The following is a 19,266-nucleotide window of genomic DNA, read 5'->3' as shown; positions in this document are numbered from 1 at the left end:
TCGAACGTGGAGGCATTTTTTCAGCACAGCTACATGTTTACAGCAGGTATTTACAGCATCGTCGTTATCTTCATTATCGTAGCATTAGCGATTTTTGAGTGGATCACGTCCTATAAAACTTGGGAAGAGATCAAACTCGGCAACATCGCAGTCGCACTCGCAACTGGCGGAAAAGTGTTTGGGGTGGCAAACGTTTTCCGTTATTCGATCGAAGCAAACGACTCCGTCTTAGCCATGCTTGGCTGGGGTGGATTCGGATTTTTACTCCTGCTGTTCGTTTATTTTATCTTTGAATTTTTAACGCCAGGCTTCAAAGTAGACGCAGAACTCAAGGCAGATAACCGCGCCGTCGGACTCATCTCCTTCATCCTCTCCGTCTCTCTGTCGTTCGTGATCGGCGCAAGCATATAAGCTCTTGGAGGTCTAAGTTGTGGAAACATTATCGAAGGTATTAATGGTGCTATGTGCACTATTTGTAGTGGGTGGCTTCATCTACTGGTTTTTCTTCATATAACAAGTTGGCACCGTACCTAAAATAGGTACGGTGTTTTTTATTCGAATCTTCGATTCTCCTACGCTCTCGGCTGGCACTTTCCTGAGGGGCTTACTCAACTATTTCGACCGGCCAAACCAATGGCCGTTCGAAAGGATTTTCGTTACGCGAAAGTTCCCCTCTAGGAGACGCCAGCCTTCGCTTCGGACAATCAAAGGTAACTGAACTTAATACGGTTTTTCTATTTATTAAGTGATGAGGAGTCAGCTCTGCGAACGCCCTTCGACATTAGCGAGAAGTCTGCGGACTTTGCAGACGAACGAAAGCATCAAGGAAGCAAGCCTTGCAGTTAGAAATCAGTGAGTGCTTTTCTCGCTGGTTTCAGGCAAGCGGTTGATGCTAACCATATGGTAAGAGGAGTCAGCTCTACGAACGCCCTTCGACATTAGCAGGGTCAGTGCCTGAGCCTACTCGTCGGGCAGGAGTCGACTGTCGTCTCCTCCTAAACGCCCTTCTGCGTGGTCTCATTCCCTGCCTATTCCTGCTAATTGTCTCCGGGCATTCTCCGAGTCTGCCTCCTCTAGAGATTCTAGGGAGAAGGGTAATTAATAGATTAGGAAAGGTCGAGAGCTAACCAAAACAAAGAGCCAAACCCAAACGCAAATTTACGATCGCAGAAGTATTAGAAATGAAAACACGGTGTTAAAAAATGTAAGGTAGCAGCAAGTGAAGGGAACCGCCGATATTGTGAAGAGAAAGCACCACGTTATGAAGAGAAATGCTTACAGTAATAAGCGAAGGATTTAAAGATGAATGGACCCCATCGATTAAGTTAGAGGATGTTCAAGAATGTTTTAATGGACCTACTACTCCGATAAATACATCTTTTCTTGATAACAATAAATGGGCTCAAACCACGCGTTTCTGTTGATTTACTATGTTTTAAACCATGTTTTTGGCAAAGAGTTAGGAATATTTGACGAAGTCGCATCGGCTATTCCTGATTTTAATCACTATGATGTTACTGAAAAAGTAGATGTGCTGTCTGTTTTGCAAGAGGTCTTGACCAATTCTTGGTCGGAAGAGGGAGAACTAGCCTACTTTTGTATCGTCAAAGTGGTGGCAAATGAATATTCAGAAGGACTTCATTCAATGTTGAAACAAGATATAAGAGACAGCGTTTATTTTGAAAAACATTGTCTCAAATTAAAAGAAGTACTTCTACTATTTAGTCGAGCTGCGGTGCAGCAGTACTATCTAAAAAACCATTAAGAACATATAAATTTATCACGAAAATAATTAAATTTAAGGAGACTAGGGTTTTATCCCAGCCTCCTTCTTTGCTGTTTCTTCAATATATTCTCTAAAATCCCTACAAAAAGTTTTAACAAAAGTTCTAAATGTTACTTGTGCAATTGGTTCTTGTTTTACTTGATTTTAGACGTATTTTCAATTTCGGTGTACTAAATTTGGGTAAGTAATTAGTTAACCGTCATTTCAATATCATTTATCTCTATCTCATGCTGCTTTTCATTAACACTAAATTTAGCTAATAGATTCAGTGTATAAGTGCCAGGCTCTAAATTCAGTGAGCCAGATTCTTTGTAACTATGATTCTTATTTAGTATTGTAGTTTGTCTAAAATCATCAAAGGCATAACTAGTATTATCAACAGCAATAGCTGTTAAAGGAGAACCGAAAACTAATTCAACTGAATCCTCGCCTGTATAAGTCAAAATAGTTTCGATATCTCCTTCCGTACTAAGATTGTAATCAAGTTGGAAATCCTCTTCATCATTAGTTGGATTTAAATTTTGGTTTGTACTAGCTCCATTATAGTTATTTCCACATGCAGAAATCAAAACAACAATTATTAGGAAAAAGGATAATTTTTGCATAGTTATCACCTCATTATAATATTTCTTACCAAGTAACTGGAGTTAGACCTAGTTGACGTGTAACGTGAGTAACATGAGAATAGACAGTCCATCCCTCTAATTTCCCTTTGTGAACGCCCTTCAGAGTATTGTTGTGATGTATTAATCCACCGCTATCGCCAACTTGGCTGCTATAAAGAGAAGCTCTTAACCCTTCAAAATATCTTCGCCCATAAAAGGATCGATTTGTTGTATATCCGTTAGCATTTTTGCCATGAATTATACTACAAGAGTTACCATGCATCCCGGATTTACATACAATGTCACCAATTTGATCGTTGCCTGCTACCTCTAAATTTGATAATCTAGTAGCTGTGTTATAAATTCTATTACTTAACAAAGCATTAGAAGATACCCTAATACCCATTGCATCGACAGCCCCCCCATAATGAGCTCTACTGCTTACTGTACCTATATAAGAGCCACCTTGATAAAGACCTAAACCCTGTTGTCCTGCCCAACAATGACCAGCCGTAATTATATAAGGGTTATTAGATGAATCTATAGCAGAATATGCGATGGAGCAATTACCGGTTGTATTTGGGTTTCGATCAATTACTAATCCACTTCTTAGAGGCCTAGTTGTTGCCGATCTAGATTCGTCGAATATTGGAGCAGGGGAATCAAGCATAATAATATTAAAAACTGAGTAGTCTTCGAGTTTTACGTATTCACTTAAAACTTGAATAACTTTCGAGTTATTGATCTCATTGTCTTCTAAAATTCCAATATCTATTTTTTGATTTACAAAATCTACGAACATAAACTCATAATTTATCTGTTTAGCTATATCATTTAGGTTTTATTAATTATAGAAGTTATCTCATCAAGCTCGTCTTCAGAATACTCAGCATGATATAGGACAATATCAATTTCTGAATTATTATTTAGCGTATTTAGAGAACGATTATTATTTTTTATAATATTTAAATCAGTGCCCGGTTTAAAGCCGAAAAAAATATCTCCACCACTTGCTTGATCGATATAGCTTCCTAAGTAGTTATCCTCTAAGTATTTAGAACTTTTGATTATATCTTGAATCTTATTGGTAGTCTCTTTTTGTTCTTCAAGCCTAGTTGATAAATCCTGTTCTTCCTCATCAGTCATATGCACTCCAAATTTCAAAGAAATATTCCCCTCTAAAATAAGATCTTCTAAATCAGTAGCATCGCTATTTATACCAAAAAGCTCTCTTTCTTCAATCACTTTATTAACAGTTTCTTCTGTTACAGACATATTATTAGAGTTAGAATTTGCATGCGCATAAGAAAAAGGGATAATAAAAAAAGCTAAAAATGCACCTATAATTGTTTTCATAAAATAAAACTCCTCAGTTAATTTATTTGTGATGAAAATTAATAACCCTCCTTATAATTTTTGGAACCACCCAACTAACAATATTTAGCATAAAAGAATATTGTTAGTTTATCATTAATAAATTTAGTAACTGATTATATTATTAAAATAGATAAGAATATGCTAGTAAATAGTTTAGTAAGTTTAATAATTTAATACAGACATCGAAATGTACTAATAATAATATCACGACGTTATGACGAGCAAGATGCCGGAAGTGACGCGCAAGGTGAGAGAAGTAATGAGAAAGCACTAAGTGAAGCGAACCGTTGCTTTTGTGAAGAGAACGCACCACGTAATGAAGAGTAAGTTGCCAGAAGTGACGTGCAAAGTGGAAGGAGTGACGAGAAAGCAAAAATACGTAGTGTCACTAACCTAAAGAAGCTCTTTTCTCTTGCCTTCTTAAATCAAACGCAGAGCTGGCAGACCCAGAAGACATTCGGAGACAATCCATAGGGGAAAGAGGTCTTTGAGATCCCACAGGAGGCGTTAATGGTAAGGCGGCAGCCGCGCCATGCCGACGAGGAAGCTCAAAGACCGGCCCTATGGATGTCGTAGAGTGTCTGGAGGGCTGACAGCTCGAAGTGCAGATTTAAACTGTTTGGCAATTAATCAATCTAGCCCGAAGGGCTGATCTTGAAATTAGATAGCACTTGATTAACCGTTTCAAAAACCTCTCCAATTCACAATTTTTCAAAAATATAGCTTTTAGTGTTTCTTTTTGTATCCGTTTTCATTACAATATTAGTAAGAGAGAAGAATGCCTGATTTGGAGGAGCATAAAAAGAGACGCCCTCTAAGCTTAGAGAAAGGAAAAGCGAATAAGAAGGAGGTTGTGCCGTGGAAACGTTAACGAAAAAACCTTGGTTTGATCAATATCCAGCTGAAATACCGACTTCCATTGAGTACGAAGAGATGACGCTACAAGGGTACTTGAAGCGAGCAGCAAACGAATTTCCTACTAAGAGTGCCCTTCACTTTATGGGAACGGAAATGTCTTATAAAGAGCTATATGAGGCATCACTCAAGCTTGCCAATCAGCTTCGTACTATCGGCGTTGAACAAGGGGACCGCGTAGCCATCATGCTTGCCAATACACCACAAGCCGTTATTTCTTATTATGGCGCACTGTTTGCAGGAGCGATTGTCGTGCAAACGAACCCTCTCTATGTGGAGAGGGAAATAGAGCACCAAATGACGGATTCAGGTGCGAAAGTGATGATTTGCCTAGATCTCGTTTATCCAAGAGTGGCAAAGGTAAAGGACAAAACGCCTCTAAAACACATCATTGTGACGGGGATTAAAGATTACCTTCCTTTCCCTAAGAACGTGATCTATCCGTTCATTCAAAAGAAAAATACGGGTATCAAAGTGGATTTAACTTACACTGACACACTTCTAAGCTTTACCGCTCTTTTAGAAAAAGGGTCGAAGGAAGAAATACCGCTTTCGATTGATCCAAAACAAGATTTAGCTCTTTTGCAATACACAGGGGGAACGACCGGACCTGCAAAAGGAGTTATGCTTACGCACTATAATTTAGTTGTTAATACTCAGCAGTGTGAAGAGTGGATGTACAAGATGAAGCACGGCGAAGAGGTTATTATCGCCGCTCTCCCATTTTTCCACGTATACGGGATGACGACTGTGATGAACTTAGCGATTCGGATGGCATTTAAAATGATTATTATTCCTAAATTTGATCCGAAGGCTATTTTAAAATCGATTGAGAAGCATAAAGCGACGCTCTATCCAGGCGCGCCGACGATGTACATTGGGCTATTAAATCACCCAGATATTCAAAAGCACGATTTATCCTCGATAAAAGCGTGTATTAGTGGATCGGCGCCACTGCCTGTCGAGGTGCAGTCACGATTTGAGACAGCGACAAAAGGTAGCCTAGTAGAAGGATACGGATTAACGGAGACATCACCTGTAGCCATTGCTAACTTTATATGGGGAAGAAGAAAGCAGGGCTCCATTGGAGTACCGTGGCCAGATACAGATGTCACCATTCTTTCGGCAGAGGCAGGGGAGGAAGCAGAGCCGAATGAGGTTGGTGAGATCATGATTAAAGGTCCGCAGGTGATGAAGGGTTACTGGAATCAGCCAGAGGCTACGCAAGCATCCTTTAGAGGAGATTGGTTCTTGACTGGTGACATGGGTTACATGGACGAAGAAGGTTTCTTTTATATTGTTGATCGTAAAAAAGATATGATCATTGCAGGTGGATTTAATATTTATCCACGTGAAGTGGAAGAGGTTCTTTATGAGTATGATAGCGTGCAGGAGGTTTGTGTCATTGGCGTTCCTGATCCTTACCGTGGGGAGACGGTTAAGGCGTTTATTGTACCAAAAGAGGGCCAATCGATTAATGAGTCTGACTTAGATGAATATTGCCGTAAGCACTTAGCTGCGTTTAAAGTACCAAAGTTTTATGAGTTTAGAGACGAACTCCCAAAAACAATGGTAGGTAAAATTCTAAGACGTGTACTCGTTGAGGAAGAAAAGAAAAAGAGAGAAAATACGTAATCAGCCTATCAGGGGCACGCGTTTTCGTGTGAGCCCCTGATTATCTGTTTAGCATTTTTGCGCAAGAGAGAGGGTTGCTTTCTTCTTCATAGAGGGAAGGAATAATGGAGGAGAACATCATGCAGCAAGAGACAATCGCACGACCATGGATCGATCAATATCCAGCAGATATTCCAGAGACAATCGAGTACGATGAGCATACGTTGCATCACTATTTAAAAAAAGCAGCAACAGAGGTACCAAAAAAATCGTTGCTTGAATTTATGGGTAAAGAAATGTCGTATCAGGAAGTCTATGATGCAGCTCTACGATTTGCCAATGGATTACAAAAGCTCGGAGTGAAAAAAGGGGACCGTGTCGCGATTATGCTCGCTAACACCCCACAGTCCGTGATTAGCTACTATGGCATACTGATGGCTGGTGGTATTATTGTCCAAACAAATCCGCTCTATATGGAGCGCGAGCTTGAACATCAAATGATCGACTCTGGAGCGACAGTCATGATTTGTTTGGACCTTGTTTATCCAAAGGTGCAAAACGTTCGTGACAAAACGGCGTTAGAGCATGTGATCGTCACGCGGATTAAGGACTACTTGCCTTTCCCAAAAAACGTGATCTATCCGTTCATTCAAAAGAAAAATACGGGTATGGACGTCAAAGTCGATTTTGATGCACACAATCACGACTTTGTCCGATTCATACAGTCAAATAGAAGTCTTGAAATGAATGTGTATATTGATCCAAAAGAGGATCTAGCGCTACTACAATACACTGGTGGAACGACAGGCGTTGCGAAGGGCGTTATGCTCACACACTACAATTTAGTTGCAAATACGACACAGTGCATTCGCTGGATGCATAAGATAGATCATGGCAATGAAGTTATTTTAGGAGCACTTCCATTCTTCCACGTGTATGGAATGACGGTTGGCATGAACTTTTCTGTCATGGATCGCTCGAAGCTTGTTATCCTGCCTAAGTTTGATACAACGCAAACGTTAAAAGCGATTCAAAAGCAAAAAGTAACGATCTTCCCTGGTGCACCAACGATGTACATAGGGCTTTTAAACGATAAGAATGTCGAGAAATTCGACCTGTCTTCTATCAACATTTGTATTAGTGGATCAGCGCCACTTCCGCTTGAAGTGCAACAGCAGTTTGAGTCCAAAACAGGAGGCAAACTCTCAGAAGGATTCGGATTAACAGAGGCGTCCCCTGTCACGCACTTTAATTTAATGTGGGGCAAACGCCCGCAAGGTAGCATTGGCTTACCTTGGCCAGATACAGACGTAAGCATTGTTTCGGCCGAGACGGGAGAGCAGGCTAAGCCAGGCGAGGTGGGCGAATTAATTATTCGCGGTCCGCAGATTATGCGCGGATATTGGAATCGTCCTGAAGAAACCGCGGCGACCCTTCAAAACGGATGGCTGTATACGGGTGACATGGGATACATGGATGAAGAAGGCTATTTTTATATTGTCGATCGCAAAAAAGATATGATTATTGCAGGTGGATTTAATATTTACCCCCGTGAAATTGAAGAAGTCCTGTTTGAGCACCCAGCAATAATGGAGGCCGTCGCTATCGGGATTCCAGATCCTTATCGCGGGGAAACGGTAAAAGCGTTTATCGTACTTAAAGATGGTGCGAAGGCAACGGAAGAAGAGCTAAACGCTTTTTGCCGAAAGCAGCTTGCCGCGTATAAAGTGCCACGTAGCTATGAATTCAGACAAGAACTACCTAAAACGATGGTAGGGAAAGTGTTAAGACGCGCGCTCCAAGAAGAAGAGAAGGAGCGTATGACTAGCTAATGACGCCATTAATCTGATAAAGTAAAAAATATACCGCTCTTTTATTGACAGAAAGAGCGGTATTCGGTAACATGACATTATGAATGAATGGTCATTCATTTATTGGGTCAGCGAGGAGTCGAAGCACAATGGCAAAAAAGCGCGGAGTTAAATACGATAAAATAATTGATGCCGCTGTCAAGGTGATTGCCAAAAATGGCTATCATCACTCACAGGTTTCTAAAATAGCGAAAGAGGCAGGAGTAGCAGATGGCACCATCTATCTCTACTTTAAAAATAAAGAGGACATTTTAATCTCGCTCTTTGAAGAGAAGATGGGTTCCTTTGTCGGACACATTAAAGAGACGATGGAAAAAGAGGAGTCAACGAAGCAAAAGCTTTTTATCCTCATTGAAATGCACTTAAAGCAGCTGGAGAAAGATCATGACTTAGCGCTTGTCACACAGTTAGAGCTAAGGCAGTCCAATATTTCGATTCGACTACGAGTCAACGAAGTGTTAAAGGGCTACTTGAAGCTCATTGATTCTGTCATTTTAGAAGGGCAGGAAAACGGACTCTTCGATACAGACTTAGACGTTCGAATCGTGAGACAGCTCATCTTTGGGGCGATTGATGAGGTCGTAACAAACTGGGTTATGAAGGATCACCGCTATGAGCTAGCTCCTCTTGCAGCAAGCATACATGCGTTTTTGTTAAAGGGATTAGCAAAAGCTACATAATTAAAAAGGTGAGTGATAGTAATGGAAGCCTATCAATATGTAAGGCTCAAGACAGATGACAAGGTTGGTATTATCACATTAGATAACGCTCCAGCAAACGCTCTGTCACAAGGCATGATTCAAGAGATCGGGAAAGCAGTCGAAGAGTTAACAGAGTCTGGTGACGTATACGCTATTGTCATCCACGGGGAAGGTAGATTTTTTGCGGCCGGAGCTGACATTAAAGAATTTACGGACGTGAAGCACGGAGACGATTTTCAGACACTAGGTCTCGACGGTCAACGAATTTTCCGTTCCATTGAGACAGGCACGATCCCTGTTATTGCGGCTATTCACGGCGCAGCGCTTGGAGGCGGATTAGAGCTTGCCATGGCCTGTCACCTGCGAGTTGCAGCAACGAACGCAAAGCTTGGATTGCCAGAGCTAACACTTGGACTAATTCCCGGATTTGCTGGAACGCAACGCTTACCTAGACTAATCGGCCAATCAAAAGCAATGGAGCTTCTACTCACTTCTGATTCGATTTCCGGAGAGGAAGGCGCGCGACTAGGTCTCGTCAACCGTGCTGTCGAAGAAGAGAATGTGCTAGATGAGGCTCTAGCTTTGGCACATAAGATAGCAGCTAAAAGTCGCCTAACCGTGGAATATTCGATGGAGCTATTGGCTATTGCTGATCGTGAGCCGTTAGAGCGAGGGCAAGAGAAGGAAGCGGTGTATTTCGGCAACGTCTTTGACAAGCGAGATGCAAAAGAGGGTATTCAAGCCTTTTTAGAAAAACGAAAGCCAACGTTTAATAAGAAATAGTTAAGCTGCCTTGTGCAGCTTCTATTATAAATGGAAATGAAAGCGTTTAACCACTTAACTTATCCAGGAGGGGTAAAGCATGAACATTTTTGTTATCTTAAAGCGAACATTTGATACAGAGGAAAAAATCTCGATTAAGAACGGAAAAATAGACGAAGACGGTGCTGAATTCATCATTAACCCATATGATGAATATGCCGTTGAAGAAGCAATCACACTGCGCGATGAGCACGGTGGTGAAGTAACGGTCGTGACAGTAGGGGAAGAAGAAGCAGAGAAGCAGCTCCGTACAGCGCTCGCAATGGGTGCCGATAAAGCCGTACTGCTAGACTCCGAGGACGTAGAAGATAAAGATCAGTTTACAACGCAGGCGATGCTTACTGCATATTTTAAAACACAAGAAGTAGATATTATTTTAGGTGGGAACATTGCCGTTGACGGTGGCTCTGGTCAAATTGGTCCTCGTGTCGCGGATCAACTAGGAATCAACTATGTGACATCTATTACAAAGCTTGAAATCGAAGATGGTGTAGCAAAGATCGAGAAGGATGTGGAAGGCGATCAGATGATGGTAGAAGTACCACTACCTGTCCTTGTTACAGCGCAACAAGGCCTAAACGAGCCACGCTATCCATCGTTACCAGGAATTATGAAGGCGAAGAAAAAGCCTCTAGAAACGCTAGATTTAGATGATCTTGACTTAGATGAAGACGATGTAGAGGCGAAAACGTCTGTCATTGAACGTTACCTACCACCTGAGAAGCAAGCGGGTAAAATTCTTGAGGGTGATCTTGATACGCAAGTACAAGAGCTCGTTACACTACTAAAAAATGAAGCGAAAGTAATTTAAAGGGGGAGCTACGAATGTCAAAAGTTCTTGTTATAGGTGAAGTAAAAGACGGCGCGTTTCGTCAAGTATCCTTTGAGGCGATCGCAGCAGCAAAATTAATCGACGACGCGGCAGAAGTAGTTGGAGTCGTACTCGGAGCAAACATTACAGATGTCGCATCTGAGCTATATGCGTATGGCGCGGATCGCGTTGTCGTAGTCGAGCATCCTCACTTAAAAGAGTATACTCCTGAAGGCTACTCACAGGCACTTCAAGAAGTTATTTCCGAAGAAAATCCAGAAGGAATTGTGATGGGGCATACGGCAATCGGCCGCGATATCATGCCTAAGCTCGCAAGTAAGGTTGGCTCTGGACTAATCTCAGACGCAGTCGCAATCGAAGACGGTCCAGTCTTCATTCGACCAATCTACTCCGGTAAAGCATTTGAGAAAATTGAGGTCGAAGATGGGCTAACGATGGTTACGGTCCGTCCAAACAACATTGCATCACTTGAGCAGGATACTTCCCGAACAGGTGACGTTTCAAAGATAGACGTTGATGTGAAGAACCTACAAACGATTATCAAAGATATCGTGAAGAACACAACGTCAGGCGTTGATTTATCGGAAGCGAATGTTATCGTAGCTGGCGGACGCGGTCTAAAAAGCGGAGATAACTTCGGCATTTTAGAAGAGCTTGCTGACGTATTAGGTGGAGCAGTTGGAGCTTCTCGTGGAGCGTGTGACGCAGAATACTGCGACTACGCTCTCCAAATCGGGCAAACAGGTAAAGTTGTTACACCAGATTTATATATCGCTGTAGGTATCAGCGGAGCAATCCAGCACGTTGCTGGAATGTCTAACTCGAAGATTATCGTTGCGATCAATAAGGATCCAGAAGCAGAGATCTTCCAAATTGCAGACTACGGAATCGTAGGCGACCTATTTGATGTACTACCAAAGCTCACGGACGAATTTAAAAAAGTACTCGTTTAATGATTTGCGCAGGGCGGGGGAGTGAATGCCCTCTCTGCGTTTTTTTATTTTGGACTTATCTGTGAGAAATGCTGTCTCTGCTTAGAATACAGTGGCGATGTGCGCATGAGATTTTTCATGCGCACATTCAAGTAAGAGAAGTCTTTATTCTTTGAATAAGGAACATAACTTTGGGATAAGGCACATAACTCTATGCAACATGCTTTAGAATACAGTGGCTCTTCGCGCATGCTATCTTTCGTGCGCGCATTCAAACATAGAAGTCCATAACTTTAGAATGAGGCACATAAAAACAGAATAAGGAACATAACTTTGAGATAAGGCACATATCTCTGTGCAAAAGGTAGGAGAAATCCATAACTTTGAAATGCGGAACATAAAATCTTAATAGGGAACATAACCACTCCAATAAAGCACATAACTAAAGCATGCGGAACATAACTACCCCAATACGAGCAAAACAACTCTATTACCACTCCCTTTTAACCCAATCACCATAGATAAACCCCGTATAATCACCTTACAATCCGCAAAAGCTAGTAAAACTGAACGCATTTCATCTTCGTGAGCAGTTATTTTGCACTTTACCAATTATTACGTTACTGTCTAAGAAGCAGGAAGCAGAGTGTTTTTCTTTTCTTGCTTCGTGTTGTATAATTCAATATGTGAAATCAAGCATACATGAGGAAAGATATAAGGAGGAGTTTTAACAATGGCAATTACAAATGTAACAGATCAGACTTTCGCAGAACAAACTGGTAATGGTGTTGTATTAGCAGACTTTTGGGCACCTTGGTGTGGACCTTGTAAGATGATCGCTCCTGTACTTGAAGAGTTAGACGGAGACATGGGTTACCAAGTGAAGATCGTAAAGCTTGATGTAGACGAGAACCAAGAAACTGCAAGCAAGTTTGGCGTAATGAGCATCCCAACGCTTCTAGTATTCAAGGATGGCGAAGTTGTTGACCAAATCGTCGGCTTCCAACCAAAAGAAGCACTTGCAGAAACACTAAACAAGCACCTGTAAAAAGTAGATAAACAATGGATATAATGGTGTCATGACGCGTAATGTCATGGCGCCATTTTTTAAAGACTTTACCCATATTTTCTGCCAAAAAATAAAGAGAAAAGGAGGAGTTTGGTGGAAAACATCCGCAATAAGCTAGCAATTTTACCGGGGCAACCAGGATGCTATTTAATGAAAAATAAGCATGATCAGATTATTTATGTAGGGAAAGCCAAAACGCTAAAAAATCGAGTGCGCTCGTACTTCACAGGGTCGCACGATACAAAAACGCAGCGGCTAGTGAGTGAAATACGTGACTTTGAATATATTGTGACCTCTTCAGACTTGGAGGCACTGGTCTTAGAGCAAAATCTCATCAAAAAATATGAGCCTCGCTATAATATTTTACTAAAAGACGATAAAACATATCCTTTCCTCAAAATAACGAATGAAGCACACCCTAGGCTCATCACGACAAGACGGGTAAATAAGGACGGGGCTAAATATTTTGGGCCGTACCCGAATGCGCAGGCGGCAAATGAGACGAAAAAGCTACTTGATCGACTTTATCCGCTGAGGAAATGTCGCACGATGCCAGACCGAGTGTGCCTGTATTATCACATCGGTCAGTGCTTAGCTCCATGTGAATTCGAGGTTACGAAAGAAACGAATCAGAAGCTTGTTATGGACATTACGCGTTTTTTAAACGGAGGACATAAAGAAGTAAAAGAGGATATTACGAAGAAAATGTTTGAAGCATCGGAAGCGATGGACTTTGAACGAGCGAAGGAATACCGTGATCAGGTGCAACACATTGAGGCCGTCATGGAAAAGCAAAAGATGACGATGACGGATCAAACGAATCGCGATGTGTTTGGGTATCACGTGGATAAAGGGTGGATGTGCGTGCAGGTCTTCTTTGTGCGCCAAGGGAAACTGATCGAGAGAGATGTCACGATGTTCCCGACTTATCAAGATCCAGATGAAGACTTTTACACGTTCCTAGGGCAATTTTATTTGGATGATCAGCATGCGAAGCCGAAAGAAATCTTTATTCCAAAGCAGGCGGATCCAGAGATTGTTGCGTCGTTTTTAAATACGAAAGTCATTCAGCCTCAGCGTGGTCAGAAGAAGGAGCTCGTGGAGCTGGCAACGAAAAATGCAAAACTTGCTTTACAGCAGAAGTTCCAGCTGATCGAACGTGATGAAGAACGCACTGTGAAAGCCGTCGAACGTCTAGGGCAAGCGATGGGGATTGATGCTCCGTATCGTATTGAGGCGTTTGATAACTCTAACATTCAAGGTGTGGATCCTGTATCTGCGATGGTGTCGTTTGTTGATGGGAAGCCGGATAAAACGAATTATCGAAAGTACAAAATTAAGACGGTAGAAGGACCTGATGACTACGGCTCCATGCGAGAAGTAGTGAGACGCAGGTATTTACGTCTCTTGAAGGAGGAGCAACCACTACCTGACCTTATCGTCATTGATGGTGGTAAGGGCCAAATCTCCGCTGCACAAGAAGTATTAGAGGATGAGCTTGGTCTATCCATTCCTGTTTGTGGGTTAGCGAAGGATGATAAGCACCGAACGTCTCAGCTGATGATGGGGGATCCCCCTGTTATCGTGCCATTAAAGAAAACGAGCGAAGAATTTTATCTCCTGCAACGAATTCAAGATGAAGTGCACCGCTTCGCTATTTCCTTTCACCGCAATGTTCGGAAGAAAAATGTGTTTACCTCCCTTCTCGATCACGTCGATGGAATTGGCGAAAAGAGAAAGCGAGCGTTATTGAAAGAGTTTGGTTCGTTAAAACGTCTTAAAGAGGCGTCACAGGAAGAAATCGAGCGAGTAGGCATCCCTTCGTCCGTTGCGAAGAGCTTACTCGACGCTATGAACGAAGAAACCCAAAAATAACCGGAGAGCCTGTTTGTCATAGCAGGCTCTTTTTGCTAGGCTTAAAAGGTGCGTGTTTAAACCAAAAACAGGTTTCTAGCACTAGAAAAACAGGAATGTATGATGCGAAGGTTGGATTTTACGAAGGAGGAGTTCACATTGACAACGATCGTTCAGAAGTTTGGCGGTACTTCTGTAGGAGATGTACAAAAGATCAAAAGGGTAGCTGAACGTATTAAGGAACGTATGGACCGAGGGGAGAAGGTTGTTACCGTAGTTTCTGCCATGGGTAAATCAACAGATGCATTAGTTGATCTAGCGAATGATATTACGGATAATCCAGATCCTCGTGAGATGGACATGCTTCTCGCAACAGGTGAGCAAGTGACCATTTCTCTTGTCGTGATGGCACTAAAAGAAATTGGTGTAGACGCCGTTTCCCTTACTGGCTGGCAGGCTGGCATTATTACGGAAGAAAATCATCAGGATGCACGTATCACCGATATTCGTACCGATAAGATGCAAAAGCACTTAAATGATGGGAAAGCAGTTCTCGTCGCAGGCTTCCAGGGAGTAAGTGAAGATGGCAATATTACGACGCTCGGTCGTGGTGGCTCAGATACAACTGCGGTTGCATTAGCAGCGGCATTGGACGCAGAATCTTGCTCGATTTACACCGATGTAACAGGTGTTTATACAGCCGACCCTCGTTTCGTCAAAAAGGCACGTCAGTTAGCGAGTATCTCGTATGATGAGATGTTAGAGCTTGCGAATTTAGGGGCTGGAGTATTGCACCCTCGGGCGGTTGAGTTTGCGAAGAACTATAACGTAACGTTAGTTGTACGATCTAGTATGGAAGAAGTGGAAGGAACATATGTAGAGGAGGAAGCATCGATGGAGCAAAATCTCGTAGTGCGAGGACTAGCATTTGAAAAAAATATTACGAAGGTAACGGTGGAACGGTTACCTGATCAATTTGATACGATGTCTAATTTATTTACGCTGTTAGCGGATGCGAATATTAACGTAGATATTATTATTCAGCAGATGACCTCTGACCATGGCATCAATGTATCATTCTCTATTGATAGCTCGAATCTAGGGAAAACGTTAGATCTTATTCACAGAGAGAAAGCATCCCTTTGCTATAGCGAAATCCGTCATGAGAGCTCGCTCGCTAAAGTGTCGATTGTAGGATCTGGCATGATTAGTAACCCTGGTGTAGCTGCTAATATGTTTAAGGTACTAGCAAGTGAACAAGTGGCGATTAAAATGGTTAGTACGTCTGAGATTGCCGTATCTGCAGTTGTTCCTGAGGAAGATATGATCCGTGCTTCTGAAGCACTGCATACATCATTTGAATTGGATGCAAAAGAGAAGGAAAAGATTGAAGCGGCAAAAGCGTAACAAGTAGATAGAGGGCTTTGGTCGATAATAGAGTAGAGGCTGAGACAAAAGTGTTTTTACTTTGTCTTGGTCTCTTTTGTTTATGATGGGGGGAAGGAATTCAGAGTGAAAGTGGATAATGGAGGGCTATTTTCGGATAATGTGGGAGTAAAAACGGATAATCGGAGCAGCTTTCCGGATAATGAGGGAGTAAAAGTGGATAATCGGAGGAAGTTTCCGGATAATGAAGGGGCTAAAGCGGATAATCGGAGGAAGTTTCCGGATAATGAAGGGGCTAAAGCGGATAACCGGAGCCTGTTTTCGGATAACTGAAGGGCAAAAGCGGATAATCGGAGTGCTTTTCCGGATAACTGAGGGAGAAAAGCGGATAACCGGAGCCTGTTTCCGGATAACTGAAGGGCAAAAGCGGATAACCGGAGCTTTTTACCGGATAACCAATCCGCACTCCCACTAATCACAGCCCCTCACCCAGCACAAAAAAAGCTAGGACAAAATAATTCTCTTTGTCCCAGCTCCTACTTTTCCTCATTTTACGCGTCTTCTCTCATCGAAGAAGGATCTTTTTTGTCCCATCTCACAGTGATGTGCAGACACGTTGGTTTTTTCTTTTTAACTTCATAGGTCGCTTCCGCAAGTAAGTCCATTTCAAGCTCTGTTAGCTGCGCTAAAAAGCCAGCCTCGAGAGAAAAAGGTCGTTTCGGTTGATAGTCATTGGTCGTTAATTCATAGATGCGTTCACTTCGTTTTTCTTTTAAAAGAGTGAGTGCACCGAAGCTTGCTTTTTCAAAAAAAGTAGCAAGTCCATCTGTTTCAATTTCTTCATGCTTTTTACGTGCAAGGGCTTTTCCTGCCCAATAAAGAATAATTTCTTCATCTTCGCCTAATAGTTCTGGTAAAAGCTCGTGGCGAAATAAGTCGTAGCTGTACTCATTCGTTTTTGACATGCGTCTCCTCCGTCTTATGCGATAAACTATTTATATAGTCTATCATAAATGAAACCCAAAGAAGGCGTAGTCGCGTATAAAATACATATGGTTTTAGAATTTAGCACATGGTATACTTAACCGCGAAATCACGAAGAGGTAAGGTGGCAGTTTATGAAGCTTACGACATTTTTAAGTCCTTTTAGGATTATTGTCATCTCATATATTTTAGCGATGTTTGTTTTTAGTATTTTATTGTTTCTCCCATTTTCGACACAATCTGGCGTGTCGATTAGCTATTCGGATGCTCTCTTTACGGCTGTTAGTGCCGTGAGTGTAACTGGACTAACCGTTTTTAATGTTTCGGAGACGTTTAGTGGCATCGGAATCTTTTTTCTTGCGCTCGCAATTCAGCTAGGTGGAATTGGCGTAATGACGCTAGGGACGTTCATTTGGATGATTCTTGGACGTAAAATTCCACTTTCGCAAAGAATGCTTATCATGGTTGACCAAAATCAAATTTCATTTTCTGGATTAGTAAAACTCATGAGAGGGATTTTATCCGTTGCTCTTGGGATCGAACTTATTGGTGCCTTCATTTTAGGTACATACTATTTAAACTACTTTGATACCGCTGCAGAAGCTTACTACCAAGGGGCTTTTGGAGCATTGTCTGCGTTTACAAATGCGGGATTTGATATAACGGGCCAATCTCTTGTCCCGTTCGCAGATGATTATTTCGTGCAATTATTAACGATCCTATTAATCTTTGCAGGTGCGATTGGTTTTCCAGTATTGATGGAGCTTAGAGAATACTTCTCAAAAAACAATCCTCAGTTTCGATTTAGTTTGTTCACAAAAATTACAACAACAACGTATTTTATTGTTTTCTTAATCGGTGTAGTAGGACTATGGTTAACAGAATTCCAAAACTACTATTCTGGCATGCCATGGCATCAACAATTATTCTTTTCCATGTTCAACTCGGCGACAGCAAGATCTGGAGGTCTCTCTATTATGGAGATGTCGGATTTAACACTTGCTAGTCTTTTGTTACTTTCAGGACTGATGATTATTGGCGCGAGTCCATCCAGTGTGGGTGGGGGAATTCGAACGACCACGCTTGCCGTCATGTTCCTTACGATCCGAAGCTTTGCACAGGGTCGCAGTGATGTAAAAGTATTCGGTCGCGAGGTACACCCAGAGGATCGTCAAAAAGCATTTATTGTCTTATCAGTTTTTGCAATCGGTCTGTTTGGCGCGATTATTTTAATTTCTGCATTCGAGCATAGTGGGCAGTTCGAGCTGATGGCGATTATCTTTGAGGCGAGCTCTGCCTTCGGAACGTGCGGACTGTCGATGGGAATCACAGGCGATCTGTCGTTACCTAGTCAAATAACGCTGATGTTTTTAATGCTCGTGGGTCGCGTGGGCCTTGTTGCCTTCCTATTCTCGATCCGTGGTAAAGAGAAGTCGACGCATTACAAGTTTCCAACGGAGCGCATTATCATTGGCTAATGATTATTGTAAGAAAATAGCGTGTGTATCTATGCACAATGTTTTTCATGCTTTTAGGGAAAGTAGAACTCATCTACTTTCCCTCTTTTTTTGTTTTAAAACGAGAAAATCATATTTTGTAAGCAGAATTATCCATTTTATCCCCAAGGCATGATATACTTTAATCAGAATATTAGTAAGATTGTTCAACTCTAAACGCTTTCCTAACAAAGTAAAATGGTGGTAACGCTTTCTTGACGCAGAGCAATGGGAAGAGTAGAATAATAGATGTCAAAAACCTTCCCACGTTTCCACCAGACGACAAAAAGTAAGCGCATCCGAGTGAGAGTGTGAAGAGGGGAACTATGCACGAATGTATCAACCACTACTTACAGAAATCATTGTTTTAGGAGGAAAGGCAGATGTCTAACAATCGAGAGTTTTTTTACCGCAGGCTTCACTCACTACTAGGGGTCGTTCCACTAGGAGGCTTCATCCTTGTCCATTTTATGGTCAACTACTTCGCAACAAGAGGTGAAGAGGAATTCAATCGCGCAGCAGGATTCATGGAGTCACTTCCATTCCTATATGCCCTTGAAATCGGACTTATTTTTCTTCCATTAATATTCCACGCTGTATATGGCTTATACATTGCCTTTCAAGCAAAGAATAATACTTCCTCCTTTAGCTATTTCCGAAACTGGATGTTCCGCCTTCAACGAATCTCTGGTGTAATCGTCCTTATTTTCGTTACATGGCACGTGTGGGAGACGCGTATAGCAAAGATGTTTGGTGCTGAAGTCAATTTCAATATGATGGCTGAGATCGTGGAGAATCCACTTGCACTTATTCTTTATATCATTGGTATCACCGCTACTACGTTCCACTTTGCAAACGGTTTATGGTCATTCTTTATTTCATGGGGAATCACTGTATCACCACGTTCACAGCAAATTTCAAGCTACGTTTCAATGGGTGTTTTCGTAGTCCTAACGTTTATTGGTGTAAGAGCAATTCTAGCATTTGCAGGAATCGGCGTTTAGCCTAAGAGAAGGAGTGTC

The 19,266-nt window shown here is 41.9% G+C and carries 18 protein-coding genes; 13 read left to right on the top strand and 5 right to left on the bottom strand.

What is annotated here, in order from left to right; translation table 11 throughout:
• Positions 1 to 6: 6 nt before the first annotated feature.
• A complete protein-coding gene (locus tag FLK61_RS13835; protein WP_176009978.1) occupies positions 7 to 411 on the top strand; it encodes a DUF350 domain-containing protein in 405 nt (134 codons plus the stop codon).
• A 1,009-nt stretch (positions 412 to 1,420) separates the two neighbouring features.
• Positions 1,421 to 1,765 carry a hypothetical protein gene (locus FLK61_RS13830; protein ID WP_176009977.1) on the top strand — a complete coding sequence of 115 codons (345 nt, stop codon included), beginning with the start codon at positions 1,421 to 1,423 and terminating at the stop codon, positions 1,763 to 1,765.
• 209 nt (positions 1,766 to 1,974) lie between these two features.
• Here FLK61_RS13830 and FLK61_RS13825 read toward each other — a convergent pair whose 3' ends face one another.
• From FLK61_RS13825 to FLK61_RS13815, 3 genes are read right to left on the bottom strand one after another with little or no spacing between them, the layout of a single operon-like run.
• On the bottom strand, positions 1,975 to 2,391 hold the full coding sequence (locus FLK61_RS13825; RefSeq protein WP_176009976.1) for a hypothetical protein: 417 nt from the start codon (positions 2,389 to 2,391) through the stop codon (positions 1,975 to 1,977).
• Between the two features lie 25 nt (positions 2,392 to 2,416).
• The gene (locus FLK61_RS13820) at positions 2,417 to 3,193 is read right to left on the bottom strand and encodes a chymotrypsin family serine protease (protein ID WP_176009975.1); all 777 of its coding nucleotides are present in this window, start codon (positions 3,191 to 3,193) and stop codon (positions 2,417 to 2,419) included.
• 32 nt (positions 3,194 to 3,225) lie between these two features.
• Entirely contained in the window at positions 3,226 to 3,747 is a 522-nt protein-coding gene (locus FLK61_RS13815) for a hypothetical protein (protein WP_176009974.1), read from the bottom strand.
• An 879-nt stretch (positions 3,748 to 4,626) separates the two neighbouring features.
• On the opposite strand from FLK61_RS13815, the gene FLK61_RS13810 reads away from it, so the two are divergent.
• From FLK61_RS13810 to FLK61_RS13770, 9 genes are all read left to right on the top strand, one after another.
• On the top strand, positions 4,627 to 6,318 hold the full coding sequence (locus FLK61_RS13810; RefSeq protein ID WP_176009973.1) for a long-chain-fatty-acid--CoA ligase: 1,692 nt from the start codon (positions 4,627 to 4,629) through the stop codon (positions 6,316 to 6,318).
• Positions 6,319 to 6,437: 119 nt separating this feature from the next.
• Entirely contained in the window at positions 6,438 to 8,129 is a 1,692-nt protein-coding gene (locus FLK61_RS13805; protein WP_176009972.1) for an AMP-binding protein, read from the top strand.
• A 128-nt stretch (positions 8,130 to 8,257) separates the two neighbouring features.
• A complete protein-coding gene (fadR, locus tag FLK61_RS13800; protein WP_176009971.1) occupies positions 8,258 to 8,848 on the top strand; it encodes a fatty acid metabolism transcriptional regulator FadR in 591 nt (196 codons plus the stop codon).
• A 21-nt stretch (positions 8,849 to 8,869) separates the two neighbouring features.
• A complete protein-coding gene (locus FLK61_RS13795; RefSeq protein ID WP_176009970.1) occupies positions 8,870 to 9,652 on the top strand; it encodes an enoyl-CoA hydratase in 783 nt (260 codons plus the stop codon).
• Between the two features lie 79 nt (positions 9,653 to 9,731).
• Entirely contained in the window at positions 9,732 to 10,502 is a 771-nt protein-coding gene (locus tag FLK61_RS13790) for an electron transfer flavoprotein subunit beta/FixA family protein (RefSeq protein WP_176009969.1), read from the top strand.
• Between the two features lie 14 nt (positions 10,503 to 10,516).
• Positions 10,517 to 11,476, top strand: a complete 960-nt coding sequence (locus tag FLK61_RS13785) for an electron transfer flavoprotein subunit alpha/FixB family protein (protein ID WP_176009968.1) — start codon at positions 10,517 to 10,519, stop codon at positions 11,474 to 11,476.
• 712 nt (positions 11,477 to 12,188) lie between these two features.
• The gene (gene trxA, locus FLK61_RS13780) at positions 12,189 to 12,503 is read left to right on the top strand and encodes a thioredoxin (RefSeq protein WP_176009967.1); all 315 of its coding nucleotides are present in this window, start codon (positions 12,189 to 12,191) and stop codon (positions 12,501 to 12,503) included.
• 111 nt (positions 12,504 to 12,614) lie between these two features.
• Entirely contained in the window at positions 12,615 to 14,399 is a 1,785-nt protein-coding gene (uvrC, locus tag FLK61_RS13775; protein WP_217706291.1) for an excinuclease ABC subunit UvrC, read from the top strand.
• A gap of 138 nt (positions 14,400 to 14,537) precedes the next feature.
• The gene (locus FLK61_RS13770; protein WP_176009966.1) at positions 14,538 to 15,785 is read left to right on the top strand and encodes an aspartate kinase; all 1,248 of its coding nucleotides are present in this window, start codon (positions 14,538 to 14,540) and stop codon (positions 15,783 to 15,785) included.
• Between the two features lie 274 nt (positions 15,786 to 16,059).
• Here the strand turns inward: FLK61_RS13770 and FLK61_RS13765 are convergent, their stop codons facing one another.
• Entirely contained in the window at positions 16,060 to 16,236 is a 177-nt protein-coding gene (locus FLK61_RS13765) for a hypothetical protein (protein ID WP_176009965.1), read from the bottom strand.
• Positions 16,237 to 16,315: 79 nt separating this feature from the next.
• Positions 16,316 to 16,729 (bottom strand): DUF2507 domain-containing protein, encoded by a 414-nt coding sequence (locus FLK61_RS13760; RefSeq protein ID WP_176009964.1) that lies wholly within the window; start codon positions 16,727 to 16,729, stop codon positions 16,316 to 16,318.
• Between the two features lie 153 nt (positions 16,730 to 16,882).
• On the opposite strand from FLK61_RS13760, the gene FLK61_RS13755 reads away from it, so the two are divergent.
• Positions 16,883 to 18,226, top strand: a complete 1,344-nt coding sequence (locus FLK61_RS13755; RefSeq protein ID WP_176009963.1) for a TrkH family potassium uptake protein — start codon at positions 16,883 to 16,885, stop codon at positions 18,224 to 18,226.
• A gap of 401 nt (positions 18,227 to 18,627) precedes the next feature.
• Positions 18,628 to 19,248, top strand: coding sequence for a succinate dehydrogenase cytochrome b558 subunit (locus tag FLK61_RS13750; RefSeq protein WP_176009962.1), 621 nt, complete (start codon positions 18,628 to 18,630; stop codon positions 19,246 to 19,248).
• The last annotated feature ends 18 nt before the right edge of the window (positions 19,249 to 19,266 follow it).

Source organism: Paenalkalicoccus suaedae (genome assembly GCF_006965545.2).
In the GTDB taxonomy this organism is placed as follows: domain Bacteria; phylum Bacillota; class Bacilli; order Bacillales; family Salisediminibacteriaceae; genus Paenalkalicoccus; species Paenalkalicoccus suaedae.
This window is presented reverse-complemented; position numbering and strand designations above follow the sequence as displayed.

What these genes read in the sequence shown, in the direction of transcription:
- FLK61_RS13825 (WP_176009976.1), bottom strand. Translation starts at nt 2,391, where the DNA reads ATGCAAAAATTATCCTTTTTCCTAATAATTGTTGTTTTGATTTCTGCA.
- FLK61_RS13820 (WP_176009975.1), bottom strand. Translation starts at nt 3,193, where the DNA reads ATGTTCGTAGATTTTGTAAATCAAAAAATAGATATTGGAATTTTAGAA.
- FLK61_RS13815 (WP_176009974.1), bottom strand. Translation starts at nt 3,747, where the DNA reads ATGAAAACAATTATAGGTGCATTTTTAGCTTTTTTTATTATCCCTTTT.
- FLK61_RS13805 (WP_176009972.1), top strand. Translation starts at nt 6,438, where the DNA reads ATGCAGCAAGAGACAATCGCACGACCATGGATCGATCAATATCCAGCA.
- fadR (WP_176009971.1), top strand. Translation starts at nt 8,258, where the DNA reads ATGGCAAAAAAGCGCGGAGTTAAATACGATAAAATAATTGATGCCGCT.
- FLK61_RS13795 (WP_176009970.1), top strand. Translation starts at nt 8,870, where the DNA reads ATGGAAGCCTATCAATATGTAAGGCTCAAGACAGATGACAAGGTTGGT.
- FLK61_RS13790 (WP_176009969.1), top strand. Translation starts at nt 9,732, where the DNA reads ATGAACATTTTTGTTATCTTAAAGCGAACATTTGATACAGAGGAAAAA.
- FLK61_RS13785 (WP_176009968.1), top strand. Translation starts at nt 10,517, where the DNA reads ATGTCAAAAGTTCTTGTTATAGGTGAAGTAAAAGACGGCGCGTTTCGT.
- trxA (WP_176009967.1), top strand. Translation starts at nt 12,189, where the DNA reads ATGGCAATTACAAATGTAACAGATCAGACTTTCGCAGAACAAACTGGT.
- FLK61_RS13760 (WP_176009964.1), bottom strand. Translation starts at nt 16,729, where the DNA reads ATGTCAAAAACGAATGAGTACAGCTACGACTTATTTCGCCACGAGCTT.
- FLK61_RS13755 (WP_176009963.1), top strand. Translation starts at nt 16,883, where the DNA reads ATGAAGCTTACGACATTTTTAAGTCCTTTTAGGATTATTGTCATCTCA.
- FLK61_RS13750 (WP_176009962.1), top strand. Translation starts at nt 18,628, where the DNA reads ATGTCTAACAATCGAGAGTTTTTTTACCGCAGGCTTCACTCACTACTA.